The following is an 18846-nucleotide window of genomic DNA, read 5'->3' as shown; positions in this document are numbered from 1 at the left end:
CAGCGAACCGACAAGGGGTCGGCAGGGGGCCGCGCGCAGGCTGTGGCCAGGTCGATTCCCGGCGGCCGGCCGGTCGTCACGGGAATCCCGGATCAACTCCAAGGAGGCACCGTGGTGCTGACGCTCGACTCGGCGCTGGAGGAACGCACCCAGCCGTTCCAGCTCTTCCGCGGCCGTGACCTGCTCGACGACGGGCAACTGGAGCAGTTGCTCGCCACCATGCCGACCGCCGATGTCGCGAAGATCGCGGTCGAGGACCCGAAGCACGAGAAGCAGTACCGGATGAACCTGGTGGACCTGGTCGTCCTCGAAGAGGACGCCCCCGTGTTCCCGCGCCTGCCGGCCATCTGGCGCGACCTCGTGGAGGAGCTGCGCGGCGCCGAGTTCACGGCCTGGCTGGAGAAGTCGACCGGGATCGAGCTGGCCGGCCTGAAGCGCAGCATCGGCCTCTACACGCACCGCAACGGCGACTACCTGTCGGTGCACAAGGACAAGCCGACCAAGGCGATCACCGTGATCCTCTACCTGAACCGGGACTGGCCGGTCGAGGCGGGCGGGCAGTTCCAGATCTTCGCGTCCCCCAAGGCGGGCCCGACGGAGGAGATCAGCCCGGTCGGCGGCCAGTTGCTCGCCTTCCCGCCCACCGACGCGTCCTGGCACGCGGTCTCGAAGATCGAGCACCCGGAGGGGACCGAGCGGATCACGGTCCAGATCGAGTACTGGCTGACCACCGGGCTCGCCGGCTCCGCGTACCGGCCGCAGAACTGACCGTCCGGCGGAACCGAAAGGACCCCCCATGGGAAAGATCGTGGACGAACCCCGCAAGATCCTCGTGATCTGGCCGCCGCAGGTGCTGAGCTACTTCAACGCGGGGCACCACCTCGCGCTGTACCAGGTCGCCGGCCATCTGCGCACCGTCTATCCCGGCGCGCAGGTGACCGCGATCGACGCCAGTGTCGAGCGGCTGACGTGGAAGGACCTCGGCAGCAGGCTCTTCCAGGAGCGGTACGACGTGATCGCGGTGATGAACGAGTTCGACGGCATCGACGGATTCCGTCGGCTCGTCTCCTACGCCAGGGCGCTGAACCCGGACGCCCCGATCGTCACGTTCGGCAGGCTGTCCGGGGTCAACCCCCGTTTCTTCGAGCGCTTCGACATCGACGCGATCGTGGAGAACGGCGACTTCGAGGCCGGTGTCGGCGCCGCGATCGAGACCTTCCGGGGCCGGGCGGCCGAGGCGCCGGGCGTGCACCTGCGGCGCGACGGCGCCTGGGCGGCTCCGAGGCGGCGCGGTGAGCTGCTCCCGGCGGAGGACTGGTACCTGCCCACGCCGGAGGAGATCCCCTACGCGCAGTACGACGCCCTCTACTTCGACGACGCCAACAAGTTCTGCGGCATCCCGCGCCGCCGTGAACTGGTCGTCCCGGCGGCGCGCGGGTGCCCGATCGGCTGCTCCTACTGCGAGGTGCCGATGATCTACACGAAGAAGGAGCGGCGGATCACGGTCGAGCGGACGCTCCAGTACATCGAGGAGTCGTTCGCCGCGGCGCCGTTCGAGTACGTGGCGTTCTACGCGCCGACGTTCACGCTGGACAAGAAGTGGATGGAGGAGCTCTGCCGGGAGCTGACCGGCCGGGGGTCGCCGTACCCGTGGAAGTGCGCGACGACGATCCACCATCTCAGCGAGGACATGATCCGGTCGATGGGTGAGGCCGGGTGCGTCCGGATCAGCGTCGGTCTGGAGACCCTCGACCCCGAGGAGAGCGCGTTGCTGCCCCGGGCGAAGCAGAAGTCCGCGCTGGACCTCGACCAGCTCTCGGCCTGGTGCAAGGAGTCGGGCATCGAGCTGAACTGCTTCGTCATCGTCGGGCTGCCCGGCACCACGATCGAGGGTGCCGAGCGGACCATCGAGGCCGTCCAGGAGCACGGCGGCCGGGCCCGGCCGACCGTGTACGCCCCCTGGGAGCTCTCGGGCCCCGACCTCCAGGACCACGAGATGGCCGCGTTCAACCGGCAGCTGTTCGTGCCGGGCACCCACGCGCTGACCGACGACGAGCTGGCCCGGGGCTACGACATCATCTTCGGCAGCCAGCCGGACGTCACGCAGGTGTTCGAGAACATCCCGGCCCGCGCCGCCGGCCCGGCCCTGCGACCGGTATGACCGGCGAGACGTACGCGCCGGCGCGGGAGGGTTCCCCGTTCCGGCGGGAGAGCGCGGGCCGGTTCCGCAACCGGCGGGTCCGGGTCCCCGACGAGATCAACCTGAAGAACTGCGGGCTGCTCGATGACCGGGCGGCGGCGGTGCACCGGGAAACGCTGGCGTCGTTCGACCCGAACGACGTGCTGACCTACCCCATCCTGTGGCCGGTCTACGGGATGCTGGCCGAGCGGTTCGGGGTGGACGTCGACTCCCTCGTGCTCACGGCGGGCAGCGATCCCGGGTTGAACCTGCTGACCCGGGCGTTCCCTGGGGTGTCGCGGATCGTCCTCCACCAGCCGAACTTCGACGGGTGGGCGAAGTTCGCGGCGATCTCGGGCTGTGTCCTGGACCCCGTCGCTCCCGATCCCGGGACCGGGCTGTTCGACCTCGGTGACCTCGCGCGGCGGCTGTACGCGGGAGCGCCGGCGTTCGTCGTCGTCACCACCCCGCACAGCTTCACCGGGCAGGTGCACGGCGCGAAGGAGCTGGCCGAGCTGGCCGCCGCCGTCGCGGAGCACGGCAGTCTCCTGGTCGTGGACACCGCGTATCTGGCGTTCACCGAGGGCGGCGAGGAGCTGGTGCGCGAGCTGGCCGGGCTGCGGCACGTCGTCCGCGTCAACACGTTCTCCAAGTCCTACGGTCTTTCGGGCGCCCGGATCGCGGTGACGGTCGCTCACCCGGCGGTCGCCCGGCACCTGTTCGACCTCGATCCGGAGGGCCCGGTCTCCGCTCTCGCGGTCGCCCTGCTGCGGCGTTCGCTGGAGGAACAGGCCGTCTTCACCGGGATCTGGGCCGACGTACGGCGGCTGCGGGAGCGGTTCGCGGCCGAGGTCGAGCGCGCGGTGCCCGGCTGGCACGCCCGGCCGAGCGGCGGGAACTTCGTGACCTGGGACGTCCCCGACGCGCCGGCCGCCGGGGCCGCGAGCCGGTACCTCCTGGAGCGGGGCATCGTCGTACGGGACCTGTCCGGCGCGCCGGGGCTGCCCGCCGCGGTGCGGATCGCGGTCGCGAACGAGGCCGTCGCCCGTCGCGTCGTCGCCGCCCTGGGCGACTGGCACCGGGGGGAGGCGGCGTGAACACCCGCATGAACACCCGGCGGATCGCGGTCCCCGGCCTGCCCAACGTGCGCGATCTGGGCGGGCTGCGCGGTCCCGACGGGGGGTACCTGCGGCGGGGGCTCCTCGTCCGGGGTCCCGCGCCGTCCCCGGACACGGCGCCGGCCCTCGACGGCCTGGGCATCCGTACCGTCGTCGATCTGCGGCTTGAGGAGGAACGCCGGGAGTACCGGGGGCCCGAGTGCACCGGGGCGACCGTGCTGCCCCGTCCGGTGGCCGGCGACATGAGCCGGATCCGGGGCAACGTACGGCCCCTGCCCAGCGACTACCTCGCGAACTACCGCGACATGCTGACCCGGGCGGCGCCGGTCGCGGCGGAGATCGTGGACCTGCTCGCCGACGGGTCGGAGGTGCCCGTCTACATCTGCTGCGCGATGGGCAAGGACCGCACCGGCGTCGTCAGCGGCCTGGTCCTGCGGGCGCTGGGGGTGCGGACGGCGGACGTCGCCCGGGACTACGCCCTGACCGCCCGCGCCTACCGCGCGCTGCGCAGCGCCGACCCCCGCCCGGGCTGGACCCGCGAGGACACCCTCGCGCAGCTGCGGCTGCGGACCTCCACACCGGCGGCGACGATGCGGGCGCTGATCGCCGGGATCGAAGCCGAACACGGCAGCGTCGCCCGGCTGCTCGCGCTCCACGGACTCCGGGAGGAGAACCGGCTGCGCACGGTCGCCGGCGCGTTCACCCACCCCGTTCACCTGTGAGGAAGAAGACGTGTCCCTCGTCGACATCGAGACCATCAGCCGGGCCGAGCTCGAACAGGATCCGTTCGGGCACGCCGTGATCCCCCGCTCGTTCGTCACGGACGCCATCGCCGAGAACCTGCGCGGCGAGTTCAGCGACGTCGGCTTCGAGGAGTCGGAGCGCACGAAGGCGACCCGGTCCGACAAGCAGTACCGGATGTTCAACCGCAACCTCGTCACCGCCGGCGAGGTCGACAAGGACCAGGTGGGCGCGCTCCCCGCGAGCTGGCAGCAGTTCGTCGAGGACGTCGTCTCGGCGCCCTACCGCGCGGCGCTGTCCGCGCTCACCGGCGTGGACCTGGACCCGTGCCTGGTCGAGGCCCGCATGACCCGCTACGCCCGGGGCTGCTGGATCGAGCCGCACACCGACCGCCCGGACAAAGCGGTGACCCACCTCTTCTACTTCAACGACGGGTGGGACCCGGAGTGGAGCGGTGACCTGCGGCTGCTGCGCAGCGCGGACATGAACGACTGCGCGAAGCGGGTGGCGCCGACGACCGGGACGTCCGTCGTCCTCGTCCGCTCGGACCGGTCCTGGCACGGCGTCCCGCCGGTCTCCGAGACGTGTCCCGTGGACCGGCGGGCCCTGCTGGTCCATTTCGTCCGCCCGTGATCCCGGCGGAAAAAGTGTTCGCGGTCGGCCGGGGACGGGAGACACCGGGGAAGCGCACCTACCTGCTGGCCATGACCGTCGACTGCGTCGGCAACGGCCTGTGGACCCCGGTCGCGCTGATCTTCTTCTCCCGGGGGCAGCACCTTCCCCTGGCGGACGTCGGTCTCGCGCTGACGGTCGGCGGGCTCCTCGGCCTCCTGACGGGACCGGTGAACGGCCTGCTGGTGGACCGGTGGGGTCCGGCGAACGCGTCCGCCCTGAGCTACGCCGTACGCACCGTCGTCTTCGCGCTGTTCCCCTTCGTCTCCGCCACGTGGCAGGTCGGCGCGCTCGCGGTCGTCGCGGCTGCCGGGGACCGGCTGTTCTGGACGGCCAGTACGCCGCTGCTGGCCCGGCTGGTACCGGCCGGCGAGCTCATCGGCGTACTGAGTACGGCGAGCGTGCTGAAGGTCAGCGGGTGGGCGGCCGGCGGCGCGATCGGCGCGAGTGCCGGGGGCCTGCTGATCGGCAGCACCACGGGCCTGCACCTGGTCGCCTACGCCAACGGTCTGACGTACGTGGCGGCCATGTTCCTGGTGCTCACGGTGCGCCGGCACGTCCGGGCCCGCCCCGAGGCCAAGACCTCGGCGGACGGGCGGAAGTGGCGGTGGCGCGACCTGCGGGACGACCCCGGCTTCCTGCGGCTGTGCCTGCTGACGCTGTTGCTGGCGTTCGTCTCCGACTGTCTGACGGCGATGCTCCCGGTGGTCGCCATCGTGGTGCTGGGGCAGCCGTCGTGGGTGCCGGGCGTGGTGATCGCCGTCTCCTGTGTGGCGATGGCCCTGGCCCGACGGCCCGCCGTCGCCTACGCGCGGCGCGTCCCCGTCGCACGGGCGCTGCGCCTGGCGACCGGCGCTTTCGGACTGTCGGTCCTCGTCATGGCGCCGTCCGGCTGGGCGGGCCCGGCCACGACCGCCGTCGTCCTGTGCGCGGCGCTGATCGGCACGCTCGGTGACGCGCTGTTCGCCCCGGTCGTCACCACGACCGCGAACGCCGCCGCCCCGGCCGGTCTGGAGGGCCGCTACAACGCGACCTTCCAGACGTCCTTCGGCATCGCGGGCGCGGTCGCCCCGGCGGCCGGGACGGCGCTGCTGGCGCGGGGGAACGCCGTCCTGTGGCTCGGCCTGGCCGTGGTCTGCGCGGCGACGGCCGCGGCGGTCGGGTTCCTCACCCGGCCTACCCGGCCGGTGGCGACTGTGGCGCCCGGGCCGGGGCCGCTGCGGCGGATCGTCGTCGGCGGGATCTCCGGCGCGGGCAAGACGACGCTGGCCTCGTCCCTCGCCAGGACGCTGGACATCCCGCACATCGAGATGGACGCGCTCTACCACGGGCCCGGCTGGACCCACCGCGCGGAGTTCCCGGACGACGTGGAGCGCGTCACGCGGACCCCGGCGTGGATCTGCGACGCCCAGTACCACTGGGTGGTCGGTGACCTGCTCGGCGAGCGCGCCGACACGTTCGTCTGGCTCGATCTGCCCCGCCGGACCGTCATGCGCCGCGTGCTGCGCCGCTCGGTGGTCCGGGCCGCCACCGGCCGGGAGCTGTGGCACGGCAACCGGGAGACCTGGCGGTCGATGCTGCGCAACCCGCGCCACCCGCTGCGCTGGGCCTGGTCCCAGCACGCCACCCGGCGGGCCGAGACGGCCGCCTATCTCGCTCTGCACCCCGGCCTCACGGTCGTCCGCCTGACCAGCGCGGGACAGGCGCGGCAGTGGCTGCGCTCGATCCCGCACCGGACCGCTCCGCCCGTCCCCTCACCCCTCAGCGCAGGAGGTACCACCATGCAGGACCGTCGGCGAGAACCCGCTCCCCCGGGCGAGCCGCTGCTGGAGATCCACGGCGGGAGGCGGCTCTCCGGGTCCGTCCGGACCTCCGGGTTCAAGCACTCCCTGGTCACCGTCGCGGCTGCGGCGGCCACCGCGAACGCGCCGGTGCGCATCCGCAACTGCCCGGACATCGTCGAGACCACGGTGCTGGGCGAGATCTTCCGCGCCACGGGCGCGAGCGCGCACTACGACGGGCCGGCCGAGACGTTCACCGTCGACGCGTCCACGTGGGACCGCGCGGAGCTGCCGGCCGAACTCGTCGGCCGCATCCACGGTTCGCTCTACCTGCTGCCCGCCCTCGTCTCCCGGAGCGGCGCGGCCCGGCTGCCCGCGAGCGGCGGCTGCACGATCGGCGAGGGCCCGCGCGGCAGGCCCGTCGAGCACCTGCTGGACGTGATGGAGCGGTTCGGGGTCACCACCCGGCTCGCGGCGGACGGTTCCGTGGACCTCACGGCCGAGCGGCTCAGGCCGTGCACCATCGACATGCTCGACTACACGCGCAACAAGGCGCTCATGAGCGGGCCGACCTACAGCGGCGCGGTCAAGACGGCGCTGCTGATGGGCGCGGTCACGCACGGGACGACGACGCTGCACCACCCGTACCTCAAGCCCGACGTGACCGACATGGTCACCGTGCTGCGCGACCTCGGCGCCGACATCGAGTTCGCCGGTCCGGAGACGTGGGTGATCCATGGGCGGGGCCCGGAGTCGCTCGACCGTCCCGTCGACGTGACGCTGATCCCCGACCTGATCGAGGTGGTCACCTGGATCTGCGCCGGCGTCCTGCTGGCGGACGAGCCGCTGACGGTCACCGGTCCGGGCATCGACCGCGCGGTCCACGCGCTCGCGCCCGAGTTCGACCTCCTGGACCGGATGGGGGTGCGCGTCGACGTCGCCGCCGACGAGGTGACCGTGCACCCGATGGAGAAGCCGCTCAGGCCCGTCGAGTTCACCGCCATGTCGCGGGGCGTGTTCAGCGACAGCCAGCCCTTCTTCGCCCTGCTCGCGGCGTACGCCGAAGGCCCCACCTACATCCGGGAGGCCGTCTGGGAGCACCGTTTCGGCTTCGCCCCGGAACTGGCGGCGCTCGGTATGCGGACGGCGGTCGACGACACGATCCTGCGCGTCGACGGCCCCTGCCCGCCGTACCGGCCCGGCGCCGACCTCTACGGCACCGACCTGCGGGCCGCGGCGGTCCTGCTGCTCGCGGCGCTCGCGGTGCCGGGACAGACCTCGCTGCGCAACCACCACCACCTCGCGCGCGGCTACCGCGACCTCGTCGCGGACCTGGTGAAGCTGGGCGCCGACATCCGGCACACGACGGCACCCGACGACGTCCGTGCGCTCGGCGAGGGGGGCGTCACCTCATGAGTCCAGGAACCGCTCCCCCAGGTACTCGCCGGGCCCCGGGGCCGGGGGGATGTACGCGAGCGCCGATGCGCGGTGTTCCGTGTACGGGTGCAGGTCGTCCCTGGTCGTGAGGCGTTCCTGGACCCGGGTGAAGAGGGCGGGGTCGCGCATGTAGGCGAGGAAGAGGAGGCCCTGGTCGGCGGGGCCGTTGTCGTACGTGTAGCCCCGGCGGAGCATGCGCGCGCCGCCGTCGTAACGGGGGCTGGCGGCGCGGACATGGGCATGGAGCGGCGTCGTGTAGCGGCCTTCGGGGGTCTTGGAGAAGACGTCCACGTCGTCGTGTTCGTGACGGCGGCCGAGGGGGGCGCCGGAGTCCCGGTGGCGGCCGATGGTCTGTTCCTGGGTGGTCAGGGGGAGGCTCGTGAACTCCTTCACCTTCAGGTGGATGCGGCGGACCACCAGGTACGTCGCGTCGTCCGTCCAGATCCAGCGTTCGCGTTCCTCGGGGGTCGGGTTCTCCGTACCGTCCTTGAAGCCGAGGAGGTTGCGGGGGGTCTGGCCGGGCTGCGTCGGGGGGAGGTGGGCGGGCTGGCGCCAGCGGGTACGGAAGGTGCCGGCGGCCTCGGTCAGGAGGGTGGTGGCCTGGGCGGTGAGGGCCTCGGGGGTGGGGGCGCAGAGCTGGAGGACCAGGTCGGCGGTCCTGTGGGTGAGGTTGTCGCCGGGGAACGGGGGAAGCTCCCGCAACAGCTCGGGGGGCGTACGGCCGAGGCGCGCGGGGAGGGTGGGGCCGAAGCCGAGGGTCGCGGTGAGCGCGGGGCCCTCGGGGTGCTGGAGGAGGGGGGTCCACCGGGTGAGGGTACGGGCGAGGGCCTCGGCCGCCGCCTTGCCGGTCAGGTGGGGGGCCAGATCCAGGGCGAGGACCAGGGCGGAACGCTGCTGGGGGGTGACGATGCCCTGCTGGCGGCGGGGGGAGGGGGGTTCGGTGCCGGGGGCGGGGGGCGGGAAACGCGTGCAGCCGCTGACCGCGACCACACCGAGACCCGCTGCGGCACCGGTCAGGAGAGTCCGGCGGGAGGGGCTGTCGGGGGGCGGGCTTTGGAGGGCTGGGCCTTGGGGGGCTGGGCCTGGCGCTGGGGGGAGGGTCTCTTCGGTCATGGGAATCGGTCGGACGATACCCTCGCGACCCTCCCCAACCGGGGCATTACCGGGTACGTGTCCTCAGCGCCGCCCGCGCCGCGTCCAGGTCCGTGCCGGCCGGGCGGTTGTGCGGCAGCTTGGCCAGCACCGCGGCCATCCCGCACGTGTCCGTCACCGCCGAGAACACCAGCCCCGACGCTATCCCGGCGGACAGCAGGCGGAACGACCTGTGCGTCAGGGCGCCCAGCGCGAGGCCGGTGAGAACCGTCGCACCCGCCGTGAAACGGACCTGGCGCTCCATCGACCACGTACGGCGGCCGGCCGGCTCGCTCAGGGGGTGACCCTGCGCGACCCAGGCCGTCGTGCCGCCGGTGAGGTTCACCGCGGGGATGCCGTGCTCCGCGAGGAGAGCGCAGGCCCGGGAGGAACGGTTGCCGGAGGCGCAGACGACGAGAAACGTGCCGTGCGCCGCCGCTTCCCGCAGGTCGGGGAGGGTCTCGGCGAGGTGGTCCAGGGGGATGTTCAGGGCGCCGGGAACGTGACCGGCGACGTACTCACCGGGGGTGCGGACGTCGACGACGGTGAAATCCCCGAGACGGGCGTGCGCCTCGGCGGGGTCGAGGACGGTGGTCGTGGCTTCGGTGGTGCTCATGGCGGATGTGATCCTTGAGGTTCGAGGTGTCGCCTTCCGGCGACGTACAGTACCCCTAGGGGTATTGGACGAGTGTGTGGGAGTCGTAGTGGAGCTGGATCTCAAAGGCGACGATCTGAAGTCCGTCCTGAACCGCCTGCGCCGGGCCCAGGGCCAGATCACCGGAGTCATCCGCATGATCGAGGAGGGCCGCGACTGCGAGGAGGTCGTGACCCAACTGGCGGCGGCGTCCCGCGCCCTGGACCGCGCCGGGTTCGCGATCATCGCGACGGGGTTGCAGCAGTGCGTGGCCGACATCGAGTCGGGCCGCAGGAGCGGGGAGGACGCGGACGCGATGAAGGCACGGCTGGAGAGGCTGTTCTTGTCGTTGGCGTGAGGGGGTGGGGGTGAGGGGGTGTGCAAACGGTTGCTACACAACCCCGTCCAGCAGCATCAACCCGGCCACCCCCAACAGCACCCACGCGAACGTCCGCTGAAGTCCCGGCCCCGAAAACCTCGCCGAGAGGCGACGCCCGTCCCACGCACCCAACAGCGCCGCACCGGCGAAGGGCGCGATGCGGGACCAGTCGAGCCCCTGGACCGTACCGGCGCGCAGAGCGAGGGCGGCGAGTGAGTTCACGGTGATGACAAGGAGGCTCGTCCCGACGGCCGCCCGCATCCGCAGACCGAGGACGCCGACCAGCGCGGGGACCGCGAGAAAACCACCGCCGACCCCGAGAACACCGGTCACGGCTCCAAGCCCGGCACCGGCGGCGGAGGCACGGGCGGGGTGTACGGGGGCTGAGGCGCGAGCGGGTTGCGCAGGCTCCATGGCACGGGCGGCATGCGCAGGGGCCGAGGCGCGGGCAGGGCGTACGGAGGTGGAAGCGCGGGCCGGTTTCTCCGGGCGCCCCCGCAATCGCCGCAGGACCATCGCCGGACGCCCACTCGGTCGTACCCCCTCCCCCGGCCGCACCCCCAGCATCCGCAACCCCGCCGCCACAGCCACCACCGCGAACGCCACCGTCAGCACCCGCCCCGGCAACCGCGCCGCCAGCAGCCCACCCAGCATCGCCGGCACGACACCGGCCGCCGCGAACAGCAACCCCGTACGCCACTGGACGTACCCGTCACGAGCGTGCGCACTCAGTGCCGTGGCCGAGGTGACGGCGACGATGACGAGGCTCGCGGTGGTCGCGGCGACGGGCGTGAAGCCGAGGAGATAGATCAACGCCGGTATGGCGAGAACACTGCCACCACCACCGAGCCCACCGAGGGCAAGCCCCACGACGGCTCCGGCGAGGAGGGCGAGAACAGTGACGGTCACTGCGCGGCTCCCGCAGGGGTGATCGCCTGAAGCGCCCCGCGAGGGCTCGGCCGCGTCGCCGAGTCGCAAGGACCAGCCGACTCCAGCCGCTCCGAACCACGAACACCCGCTAGCAGAAGGCCAGTTGAGCCACGACCACCCACTCCGGAGCCCGGAAGAACATCCGCCCCCACCTCAAACCCCCCGCACCACAAGCCCCGCAGCCTCCGCCGCCGCGAACCCATCGTCCACGGCGACCACTTGACGCCCCACCGCATCCAACAGCGACGCACCGATCGCGGCACGCATCCCACCCGCACAGTGGACCCAGACCTCCCCGTCGGGTATCTCGGACAGCCGCCGAGGAAGGGTGTGCAGGGGAATGTGAAGGGACCCGGCAAGATGACCGCCCGCCGCACGTTCCGAGTCACGACGAACGTCGAGAACGACCAACCCGGCCCCACCCTCGGCGAGTTCGGCGAACCGCGCACGCCGGAACGACACCGGACGCTCCCCGGCCCGCAGCCAGTCCGCAGGCCCCCCGATCGCCGCAGCAGCCGGACGATCAATACCCACCCGAGCCAACTCCCGCTGAGCAAGCTCCAGTTGCCCGGCGGACTCGGCAAGAAGCGTGACCGGCTTCCCCCACGGCACCAACCACCCCAGATACGTGGCGAGTTGCCCGTCCGCCTCGAAGTTGAACGCCCCCGCGACATGCCCTTCGGCGAAGGCGACCCGATGCCGGAGATCGACCACCCACTCCCCCGCCTCAAGCCGCGCAGCGATCTCACCAGGATCAGCGACCGCGGCCGGCCTGAGGTCGATCGGAGCGGGCCCGGCCGAATTCACCGGCCCCATGTGGACGTAGTACGCGGGTATGTCATCGAGCCCGGCAAGCAACTCCCGCACGAACACGTCGACTTCACGGGTCAACGCAAGGTTGGACACCTTCTCGGCCCCGACGGTCGTACGCCCCTCGGCCCCCACCCCCGACGAACAGAAGCTCCCGAACCCATGCGTAGGCAACACCTCGGCCTCGTCGGGGAGTTCGGCGACGATACGCCGAGCGGACGCGAACTGCTTCCGCGCCAGCCCCTCGGTCAACCGGGGTTCGACGAGGTCGGGCCGCCCGACGGTCCCGATGAGCAGCGACCCGCCACTGAACACGGCGACGGAGACTCCGTCCTCCGCCAGCACGTACGAGGTGTGGTGCGGAGTGTGCCCCGGCGTCGCCATCGCCCGCAGCACCAACCCGGCGTCGACGTCCGTACGGTCCCCGTCCCGCACGGCGGTCCGCGCATACGCCACCCGCGCCCCGTCCGGCACGAGGTACTCCGCGCCGGTCAGCCGCGCGAGTTCCAGCCCGCCGGAGACGTAGTCGTTGTGCACATGCGTCTCGGCAACACGCGTGATCCGCACCCCACGCCGGGCCGCCGCCTCGATCACCCGATCGACGTCACGCGGCGGATCGACGACGACCGCCGTCCGCGCACCGCCCACCAGATAGCCCCGATTACCGAGGCCAGGCACCTCGACGGCATCGATGAAGAACACGCGCCCCACGCTCCTTGCGCTCAGAAATTACCCCCGGGGGTATGCAAAAACCGTAGCACACGTACCCCCGGGGGTATCCGTCGAACCCTGGCTCTGATGGCGGCGTACGTGGCGCCGCTGCTGCGGCGGGAGCGGCGGCCGGCCCGAGGCGGTGACGGTGCCGGCAATGGCGGCCATGACGACGTTCGCGGGGCTCGGGCTCGCCGGGCGGCTGGTGAACACCGTGATCAGCGCGCTGGAGAAGGACCGGCACCAGCAGGCGCTGCCCGCCGCCGCGCTCGGCGAACTCCGGCGGCTGCTCGCGGCCATCGACGCGGGCGACGCGGGCGACGCGCAGGACGTCCGTATCGCCGTCGAGGACACCGGGCCGTCTCTCGGGGGCAAGGGGCTCGTCAGGATGCGGGAACGCGCCGCGCTCCATCAGGGCGAGGTCACGTCGGGGCCCAACTCCCCCAGCGGCTGGACCGTCCGGGCCGGCTCACCTCCACCGCCCACACCGACCCGCCGATGAGGCGTCCAGCAGCATCGAAGCGACCCGCCGGATCGTCGAATCCGGGGGCCGCTCACGGGTGTTGGTGCTGACGGGCTTCGACCTGGGCGAGTACGCGTACAACGCGTTGCGCGCCGGGGGCTCCGTCATCTCCCCCGGTCCGACACGGAAGTTGATCGGCGCGTTCACCACGCGGGTGCCGGGGCAGGGCAGCGGGCAGGCCAAGCGGCTCGCCGAACTCATCGAGCGGGAGCGGGAGGTGCTGACCGCGGTGGCCTCCGGGTGGACCAACGGGGAGATCGGGGCGCGGGACCGGGCGCAGGCGGTGATCTTCGTGTACGACGCGGGGCCGGTGCGGCCGGTGTGAGTTTCCGAGAGCGGTTACTGCCCCGTCACCGGAAAGATCAGGCAGCTGCTCGTGGCGTGCGCGAGGGTGCGGTCCGCGTCGTCGAGGAGGACCGCCTGGGCGAGGGCCGTCGTACGGCCGGAGTGCAGGACCGTACCGACCGCCCGTACCCGGCCCGTGTCCTTCGTGATCCTCCGCAGGAACTTCACCGTGAGGTCCAGGGAGGTGTACCCCGTCTCCGGCGGCAGCACCGACTGCACCGCGCAGCCCGCCGCCGAGTCCAGCAGCGTCGCGTACACGCCGCCGTGCACGCTGCCGATCGGGTTGTAGTGGTCCTCGCGCGGGACGATCGAGAAGACCGCCCTCCCCTTCTCCACCTCGTCCAGCGTGAAGTCCAAGGTCGCGGCTATCGGGGGTGCGGGGAGGTTGCCCGCCTGGATCTCCCTGAGGAAGTCGAGGCCGCTGGCCTTCCCCACGGCTGCCGCCGTGGTCGCCGGGTCTCCCCACTCGTACGTTCTGCTGCGTGCCATGACCTTGACGGTAACCAAGCGCTTAGCTGGCTGTCAACGACGAAGCCAGGTGGGTAGGGTGGGGGGTATGGAGTGGCTTGACGTGGATACCGAGCTGTGTCCTGTGCAGCGGACTTTGGACGTCGTCGGGGAGAAGTGGACGTTTCTCATCCTGCGGGACGCGATGAACGGCGTGCGCCGCTTTGACGAGTTCCGGCGGCATCTGGGGGTTTCCGAAGCCGTGCTGAGCGGGCGGTTGCGGAAGTTGGTCGACGCGGGAATTCTACGGACCGAGGCGTATCAGGAACCGGGAATGCGGGAGCGGTTCGAGTATCGGCTGACCCGGAAGGGGTGGGATTTGTGGCCGGTGTTGGTGGCGCTTCGGCAGTGGGGGGATGTTCATGCCGGGGTGGAGGAGGGGCCGGTTCTGGATCTACGGCACAAGGAATGCGGCGGGGAGGTTCGGGTGGTGGTGGAGTGTGCTGATGGGCACGGGGAATTGGCACCCAGGGACGTTGTCGCACGGCCAGGGGTGGGTGCTCGGGTGCGGGAGCGTCGCGGCCAGTCGCACCCACGCGGCGAAGCCGCGAATTGACACAGCCTCGCACCCCTAACAGCCCCGCACCCCTGAAGGACTACATTCCCGCCGCATTCAGAAGTGCGGCAATCGTCGGGCTCAGCAAGCCCTTCAGGTCGTCCGCTCCGATTCCCGCTCTTGCGCTCGCGCCGTCAAAAACCAGTACCAACTGGCGGGAAAGCAGGTCCGGGTCCGTCGCCCCTCCCCTTTCCGCCTCCGCTCGGAAAAACTCCCGCAGGTTTTCCTTCACCCGGTACCCCACCTTGCTTGCCGGGTGCTCCGAGGATTTCAGTTCCACCTGGACCGCCAAGTAGGGGCATCCCCGATATTCCGGACGGCCCGCGCTCGCCTCCACCTGGGTGAAGACGTGGAGGATGCGGTCCCTCGGGGTATCCGCCACGTCCTCCGACGGGAGGAGGTACGTCGCGTACTCCGCCGCCCTCGCCTCCAGGCTCGCCGCCAGCAACTCGTCCTTGCTCGCGAAGAGCTGGTACATGGAGCGTTTGGACACGCCCGCCGTCTTGCACAGCGCCTCCACGCCGATGCTCACGCCCTCCCGGTAGGAGAGGTCCGCGGCGGCGGCGAGGAGGCGGTTTCGGGTGTCGGGCTTGGCCGAGGTGGTCATGGTGAAAGGTTAGACCGACCGGCAATTGGGGGGTGGGTGAAGGAGCGGGGCTGGGTGCGTGCAGCTGCAAGGCGGAGGAGGGAGCCATGGTGACCGACGGCAACGCGGCTGGGGGTCCCCCCTGCTCGCAGAGCTCGGGGGCGGGCGTGCCCAGCCCCGCGACGCCGCCCCCCCAATTGCCGGTCGGTCTAAATCCGGTGAAGGCCCTTGCTGTCGTAGAGGTGGGTCACGCCGAAGCCGAAGGCCAGGGCCGACAGGAGGCCCGCGCCCATCATCAGCCAGCCGCGTGTGAGGCCCGCGTCGCCCTGGGCGTCGTAGTAGAGGATCGAGCGGACGCCGCCCGTTATCTGGCGCAGCGGCTCGAACTCCGCCAGGAAGCGGTAGAAGCCGGGCAGCGCTTCCAGGGGGGTCGTCGCGCCGGCCGTCGGGACCGCCATGGCGATGAAGACGAGGGTCACCAGGAGCATGCCCGGCGTACCCGCGACGGCGAGGAGGGCGAGTGCGCCGATGCCGCAGACGGCGATCGCGGCGACCGAGTACAGCCACAGCAACGGCAGGTGCCCGGCGTCCATGCCCATGATCCCGACCGCGCCGGTCATCACCAACGTGCCCATGACCAGGGAGAGTCCGGCCATCATCGTGCTGCTGACGGCGAGCGTCTGGACCCGGGTCGCGCGGATGAGGGGCCGGTGCAGGCGGCGTGGGCCCATGTCGTTGTGGGTGTAGCCGAGCGCGTGGTCGACCTGCCCGGTGAGGACGTTCGCGGCGAGCATCCCGCAGACGACGAGGACGAGGGAGTAGTAGAAGGCGGTCAGCCCGACGCCGCTGTGGTCGCTGAGGGGGTGCCCGTCCTCGACGTGTACGGCGATGGGGTCGGCGGCCAACGCCTTGTCCGGCAGGGTGAGTTGACGCCCGAGCTGGACCGAGGCCGCGGTCGCCGCCGTCGTCGTGGCCTGGCGGGCGAAGCTGGAGCCGAGGCTCCCGGCGGACTGGTTGGTGAGGATGGTCAGGGTCGGCCGGTGGGTCGCCGTGCCGTTGCTGAGAGCGGTTACCGAAACGGAGAAGTCGGCGGGGACGACGAGGGCGCCGTACAGCTTGCCCTTGCCGAGCTGTGTACGGGCCTCGCGTTCGGTCATCGTCTTCCACTCGACCTTGTCGCCGGGTGCGGCGGCGATGCCCTGGGCGACGCGGGCGCCCAGCTCGCCGGTGTCCGCGTCGACGAGGGCGACCGGGAGGTTCTTCAGGTGGCCCGCCGGGTCGATGTTCGCGCCGACGTAGAGGACGGTGAACAGCAGCGCCAGCGCCCCCGTGATCACGCCGTTGGCGATCCACAGGGGGCGGGCGCGCAGGATGCGGTACGGGGTCACGTCGGGGTCGGTCACAGTCCGAACTGGGCGTACATGTCGGCGACTTCACCGGCGAGCGCGGTCTTGGCCCAGCGGCTGACGTCGTCGGCGAGGACTTCGTGCGCGTCGGTCTCGACGCCGTCGAGCGCGGCGGCGGCGATGTCGTGCGGGGTGGCCTTGGGGGCGTCGAGTCCGGCGGTCATGTCGGTGTCGACGTACCCCATGTGCAGGCCGGTGACGTGGATGGAGCGTGCACTCAGGGCGAGGCGGAGGCTGTTGGTCTGGGACCAGGCGGCGGCCTTGGAGGCGCTGTAGCTGGTGCCCTCGGCGAGCCAGGACAGGACCGAGTGGACGTTCAGGATGTGGCCGCCGCCGTTGCGCTCGATGACGGGCACGAAGGCGCGGGCCATGTGCAGCGGGCCGTAGAAGTTGACCTCGAACTCGCCGCGGATGTCGTCGAGCCGGCCGTCGAGCACGCCCGCTCCGGCCGCGATGCCCGCGTTGTTGACGAGGACGGTGACATCACCGGCGAGCTCGGCGGCAGCCGCGACGGACGCCGGGTCGGTGACGTCGAGGGCGAGCGGGACGGCGTCCGGGTGGGTGACGGTGCGCGGGTCGCGGGCGGCGGCGTAGACCTTGCGCGCGCCACGGGCGTACGCCTCTTCGACCAGGGCTTTTCCGATGCCGCGGTTGCCTCCGGTGACGAGGACTACGGCGTTCTTCAGGGTGGTCATGGGGGGCTCCAGACATCCGGGACAGATCAGAAACCGATCGGTATCCAATCGACCCCTCACCATAAACCGACCGGTTTCCGTAGTCCAAATCATTGACGCGACCATGCCGCACCTTTATGTTCTGGCCGAAGTTACGAACTGTGTTCGACATCACGGACAAGGGACGGTCCTGTATGCCTCGGATGTACCACGAGCGGAGCCTGCCGACAGTGGCGCCTCGTGCCCGCTGCCTGATCAGTGCGGAGAACTCCCTTGACGCGTAACGCCCTTCGGCTGCTGACGGCCGTACTCCTAGCCCTCGCAGGGATGTTGACCACCGTGACCCCGTCCCAGGCCGCCGTGCCGGACTCGCCCGCCGTGACCTACACGAACCCGATCGCCGAGCAGCGGGCCGACCCGCACATCTTCAGACACACCGACGGCTACTACTACTTCACCGCGACCGTCCCCGCGTACGACAAGATCGTGCTGCGCCGCGCGACGACCATCCAGGGCCTCTCGACGGCCCCGGAGACCACCATCTGGACCAAGCACGCGAGCGGCGTGATGGGCGCGCACATCTGGGCGCCGGAGATCCACTTCATCGACGGCAAGTGGTACGTGTACTTCGCGGCCGGTGCGACCGACGACATCTGGGCGATCCGGATGTACGTCCTGGAGGGCACCGGCGCGAACCCGCTGACCGCGACCTGGACCGAGAAGGGCCAGATCAGGACCACGTGGGAGACGTTCTCCCTGGACGCGACCACGTTCGTCGTGGGCGGCGTGCGCTACCTCGCGTGGGCGCAGCGCAACCCCGCCGAGGACAACAACACCAGCCTGTTCATCGCGAAGATGGCCAACCCCTGGACGATCCAGGGCACTCCGGCCGAGCTGTCGGCGCCGACGCTGTCGTGGGAGACCATCGGGTTCAAGGTCAACGAGGGTCCGGCCGTCATCGAGCACGGCGGCAAGGTCTTCATGACGTACTCGGCGAGCGCGACCGACGCCAACTACTGCCTGGGGATGCTCACCGCGTCCGCGACCGCCGACCTCACCGACCCGGCTTCCTGGGCGAAGAGTCCGGCCCCCGTGTTCCGGTCGAACGCGGCGACCTCGCAGTACGGGCCCGGCCACAACTCGTTCACCGTCTCCGAGGACGGCAGGTCCGACATCCTCGTCTACCACGACCGCAGCTACAAGGACATCACCGGCGACCCGCTGAACGACCCCAACCGCCGTACCCGCGTGCAGAAGGTGTACTGGAAGGCCGACGGCACCCCGGACTTCGGGGTCCCGGTCGCCGACGGGGTCACGCCGCAGCGGCTGTCCTCGTACAACTTCCCCGACCGGTTCGTCCGCCACTACGACTACCGGGCGCGCATCGAGGCGAACGTATCGCCCCTGGCCGACTCGCAGTTCAGGACCGTGACCGGGCTCGCGGGCAGCGGGACCGTGTCCCTGGAGTCCGCCAACTTCCCCGGGTACTACCTGCGGAGCAACAGCGCCTTCGAGGTGCGGGTGGAGCAGAACGACGGGACGGCCGCCTTCGCGTCCTCCGCCAGCTTCTACAGCCGGGCCGGGCTCGCGGACGCGGCCGGGGTGTCGTACGAGTCGTACGGCACGCCCGGCCGGTACGTCCGGCACTACGACTACCTGTTGTCCGTACAGGCGTTGAGCACGGCGACGGACCGGGCCGACGCCACGTTCTACCGCCAGTGACGGG

The 18846-nt window shown here is 71.3% G+C and carries 18 protein-coding genes and 1 pseudogene; 11 read left to right on the top strand and 8 right to left on the bottom strand.

Translation table 11 applies throughout. From position 1 onward, the window contains the following. Positions 1–111 precede the first annotated feature (111 nt). The 6 genes from ACQCO7_RS34100 to ACQCO7_RS34075 are packed head-to-tail and all read left to right on the top strand — an operon-like array spanning position 112 to position 7907. A complete protein-coding gene (locus ACQCO7_RS34100) occupies positions 112–768 on the top strand; it encodes a 2OG-Fe(II) oxygenase (protein WP_464075412.1) in 657 nt (218 codons plus the stop codon). Between the two features lie 28 nt (positions 769–796). After that, a complete protein-coding gene (locus ACQCO7_RS34095; protein ID WP_464075411.1) occupies positions 797–2161 on the top strand; it encodes a B12-binding domain-containing radical SAM protein in 1365 nt (454 codons plus the stop codon). Continuing rightward, positions 2158–3276 carry an aminotransferase class I/II-fold pyridoxal phosphate-dependent enzyme gene (locus ACQCO7_RS34090; protein ID WP_464075410.1) on the top strand — a complete coding sequence of 373 codons (1119 nt, stop codon included), beginning with the start codon at positions 2158–2160 and terminating at the stop codon, positions 3274–3276. The genes ACQCO7_RS34095 and ACQCO7_RS34090 overlap by 4 nt, the downstream gene beginning before the upstream one ends. After that, positions 3273–4019: a tyrosine-protein phosphatase gene (locus tag ACQCO7_RS34085; protein ID WP_464075409.1), complete on the top strand. Its 747-nt coding sequence runs from the start codon at positions 3273–3275 to the stop codon at positions 4017–4019. Before ACQCO7_RS34090 ends, ACQCO7_RS34085 begins: the two co-directional genes overlap by 4 nt. A gap of 10 nt (positions 4020–4029) precedes the next feature. Continuing rightward, the gene (locus ACQCO7_RS34080) at positions 4030–4671 is read left to right on the top strand and encodes a prolyl hydroxylase family protein (RefSeq protein ID WP_464075408.1); all 642 of its coding nucleotides are present in this window, start codon (positions 4030–4032) and stop codon (positions 4669–4671) included. After that, positions 4668–7907, top strand: a complete 3240-nt coding sequence (locus ACQCO7_RS34075) for an MFS transporter (protein WP_464075407.1) — start codon at positions 4668–4670, stop codon at positions 7905–7907. The genes ACQCO7_RS34080 and ACQCO7_RS34075 overlap by 4 nt, the downstream gene beginning before the upstream one ends. Here the strand turns inward: ACQCO7_RS34075 and ACQCO7_RS34070 are convergent. Beyond that, a complete protein-coding gene (locus ACQCO7_RS34070; RefSeq protein ID WP_464075406.1) occupies positions 7902–8918 on the bottom strand; it encodes a Dyp-type peroxidase in 1017 nt (338 codons plus the stop codon). The two genes, ACQCO7_RS34075 and ACQCO7_RS34070, sit on opposite strands and share 6 nt — an antisense overlap. A gap of 169 nt (positions 8919–9087) precedes the next feature. Then, the gene (locus tag ACQCO7_RS34065) at positions 9088–9675 is read right to left on the bottom strand and encodes a rhodanese-like domain-containing protein (protein WP_464075405.1); all 588 of its coding nucleotides are present in this window, start codon (positions 9673–9675) and stop codon (positions 9088–9090) included. Between the two features lie 88 nt (positions 9676–9763). Between ACQCO7_RS34065 and ACQCO7_RS34060 the strand changes: the two genes are divergently transcribed. Next, positions 9764–10051: a metal-sensitive transcriptional regulator gene (locus tag ACQCO7_RS34060; RefSeq protein ID WP_464077349.1), complete on the top strand. Its 288-nt coding sequence runs from the start codon at positions 9764–9766 to the stop codon at positions 10049–10051. A 33-nt stretch (positions 10052–10084) separates the two neighbouring features. Here ACQCO7_RS34060 and ACQCO7_RS34055 read toward each other — a convergent pair whose 3' ends face one another. Next, the gene (locus tag ACQCO7_RS34055) at positions 10085–10981 is read right to left on the bottom strand and encodes a sulfite exporter TauE/SafE family protein (protein ID WP_464075404.1); all 897 of its coding nucleotides are present in this window, start codon (positions 10979–10981) and stop codon (positions 10085–10087) included. A gap of 174 nt (positions 10982–11155) precedes the next feature. After that, positions 11156–12514, bottom strand: coding sequence for an MBL fold metallo-hydrolase (locus tag ACQCO7_RS34050; RefSeq protein WP_464075403.1), 1359 nt, complete (start codon positions 12512–12514; stop codon positions 11156–11158). Positions 12515–12680: 166 nt separating this feature from the next. On the opposite strand from ACQCO7_RS34050, the gene ACQCO7_RS34045 reads away from it, so the two are divergent. Beyond that, entirely contained in the window at positions 12681–13025 is a 345-nt protein-coding gene (locus tag ACQCO7_RS34045) for a hypothetical protein (protein ID WP_464075402.1), read from the top strand. Between the two features lie 13 nt (positions 13026–13038). Then, positions 13039–13371 (top strand): annotated as a pseudogene (locus ACQCO7_RS34040) (DNA-binding response regulator); the annotation flags it as partial. 14 nt (positions 13372–13385) lie between these two features. On the opposite strand, the gene ACQCO7_RS34035 reads toward ACQCO7_RS34040, so the two are convergent. Continuing rightward, the gene (locus tag ACQCO7_RS34035) at positions 13386–13880 is read right to left on the bottom strand and encodes a PaaI family thioesterase (protein WP_464075401.1); all 495 of its coding nucleotides are present in this window, start codon (positions 13878–13880) and stop codon (positions 13386–13388) included. Between the two features lie 67 nt (positions 13881–13947). On the opposite strand from ACQCO7_RS34035, the gene ACQCO7_RS34030 reads away from it, so the two are divergent. Continuing rightward, the gene (locus ACQCO7_RS34030) at positions 13948–14454 is read left to right on the top strand and encodes a winged helix-turn-helix transcriptional regulator (protein WP_464075400.1); all 507 of its coding nucleotides are present in this window, start codon (positions 13948–13950) and stop codon (positions 14452–14454) included. 40 nt (positions 14455–14494) lie between these two features. Here the strand turns inward: ACQCO7_RS34030 and ACQCO7_RS34025 are convergent, their stop codons facing one another. The 3 genes from ACQCO7_RS34025 to ACQCO7_RS34015 all read right to left on the bottom strand — a co-directional run bounded on the left by ACQCO7_RS34025 (position 14495) and on the right by ACQCO7_RS34015 (position 17141). Next, positions 14495–15061, bottom strand: coding sequence for a TetR/AcrR family transcriptional regulator (locus ACQCO7_RS34025; protein ID WP_464075399.1), 567 nt, complete (start codon positions 15059–15061; stop codon positions 14495–14497). 188 nt (positions 15062–15249) lie between these two features. Further along, the gene (locus ACQCO7_RS34020; protein ID WP_464075398.1) at positions 15250–16443 is read right to left on the bottom strand and encodes a DUF3533 domain-containing protein; all 1194 of its coding nucleotides are present in this window, start codon (positions 16441–16443) and stop codon (positions 15250–15252) included. Then, positions 16440–17141 carry an SDR family oxidoreductase gene (locus ACQCO7_RS34015; protein ID WP_464075397.1) on the bottom strand — a complete coding sequence of 234 codons (702 nt, stop codon included), beginning with the start codon at positions 17139–17141 and terminating at the stop codon, positions 16440–16442. The genes ACQCO7_RS34020 and ACQCO7_RS34015 overlap by 4 nt, the downstream gene beginning before the upstream one ends. 306 nt (positions 17142–17447) lie before the next feature. Between ACQCO7_RS34015 and ACQCO7_RS34010 the strand changes: the two genes are divergently transcribed. Next, a complete protein-coding gene (locus ACQCO7_RS34010; protein ID WP_464075396.1) occupies positions 17448–18842 on the top strand; it encodes a family 43 glycosylhydrolase in 1395 nt (464 codons plus the stop codon). Positions 18843–18846 lie beyond the last annotated feature (4 nt).

This window comes from Streptomyces saintjeani (genome assembly GCF_055409605.1).
Note: the sequence above shows the minus strand (reverse complement) of the source record. Positions and strands in the feature narration are given on the sequence as shown.

Coding starts and splice junctions, on each gene's coding strand:
- ACQCO7_RS34095 (WP_464075411.1), top strand. CDS start 797: ATGGGAAAGATCGTGGACGAACCCCGCAAGATCCTCGTGATCTGGCCG.
- ACQCO7_RS34090 (WP_464075410.1), top strand. CDS start 2,158: ATGACCGGCGAGACGTACGCGCCGGCGCGGGAGGGTTCCCCGTTCCGG.
- ACQCO7_RS34065 (WP_464075405.1), bottom strand. CDS start 9,675: ATGAGCACCACCGAAGCCACGACCACCGTCCTCGACCCCGCCGAGGCG.
- ACQCO7_RS34045 (WP_464075402.1), top strand. CDS start 12,681: ATGGCGGCCATGACGACGTTCGCGGGGCTCGGGCTCGCCGGGCGGCTG.
- ACQCO7_RS34035 (WP_464075401.1), bottom strand. CDS start 13,880: ATGGCACGCAGCAGAACGTACGAGTGGGGAGACCCGGCGACCACGGCG.
- ACQCO7_RS34030 (WP_464075400.1), top strand. CDS start 13,948: ATGGAGTGGCTTGACGTGGATACCGAGCTGTGTCCTGTGCAGCGGACT.
- ACQCO7_RS34025 (WP_464075399.1), bottom strand. CDS start 15,061: ATGACCACCTCGGCCAAGCCCGACACCCGAAACCGCCTCCTCGCCGCC.
- ACQCO7_RS34015 (WP_464075397.1), bottom strand. CDS start 17,141: ATGACCACCCTGAAGAACGCCGTAGTCCTCGTCACCGGAGGCAACCGC.
- ACQCO7_RS34010 (WP_464075396.1), top strand. CDS start 17,448: ATGTTGACCACCGTGACCCCGTCCCAGGCCGCCGTGCCGGACTCGCCC.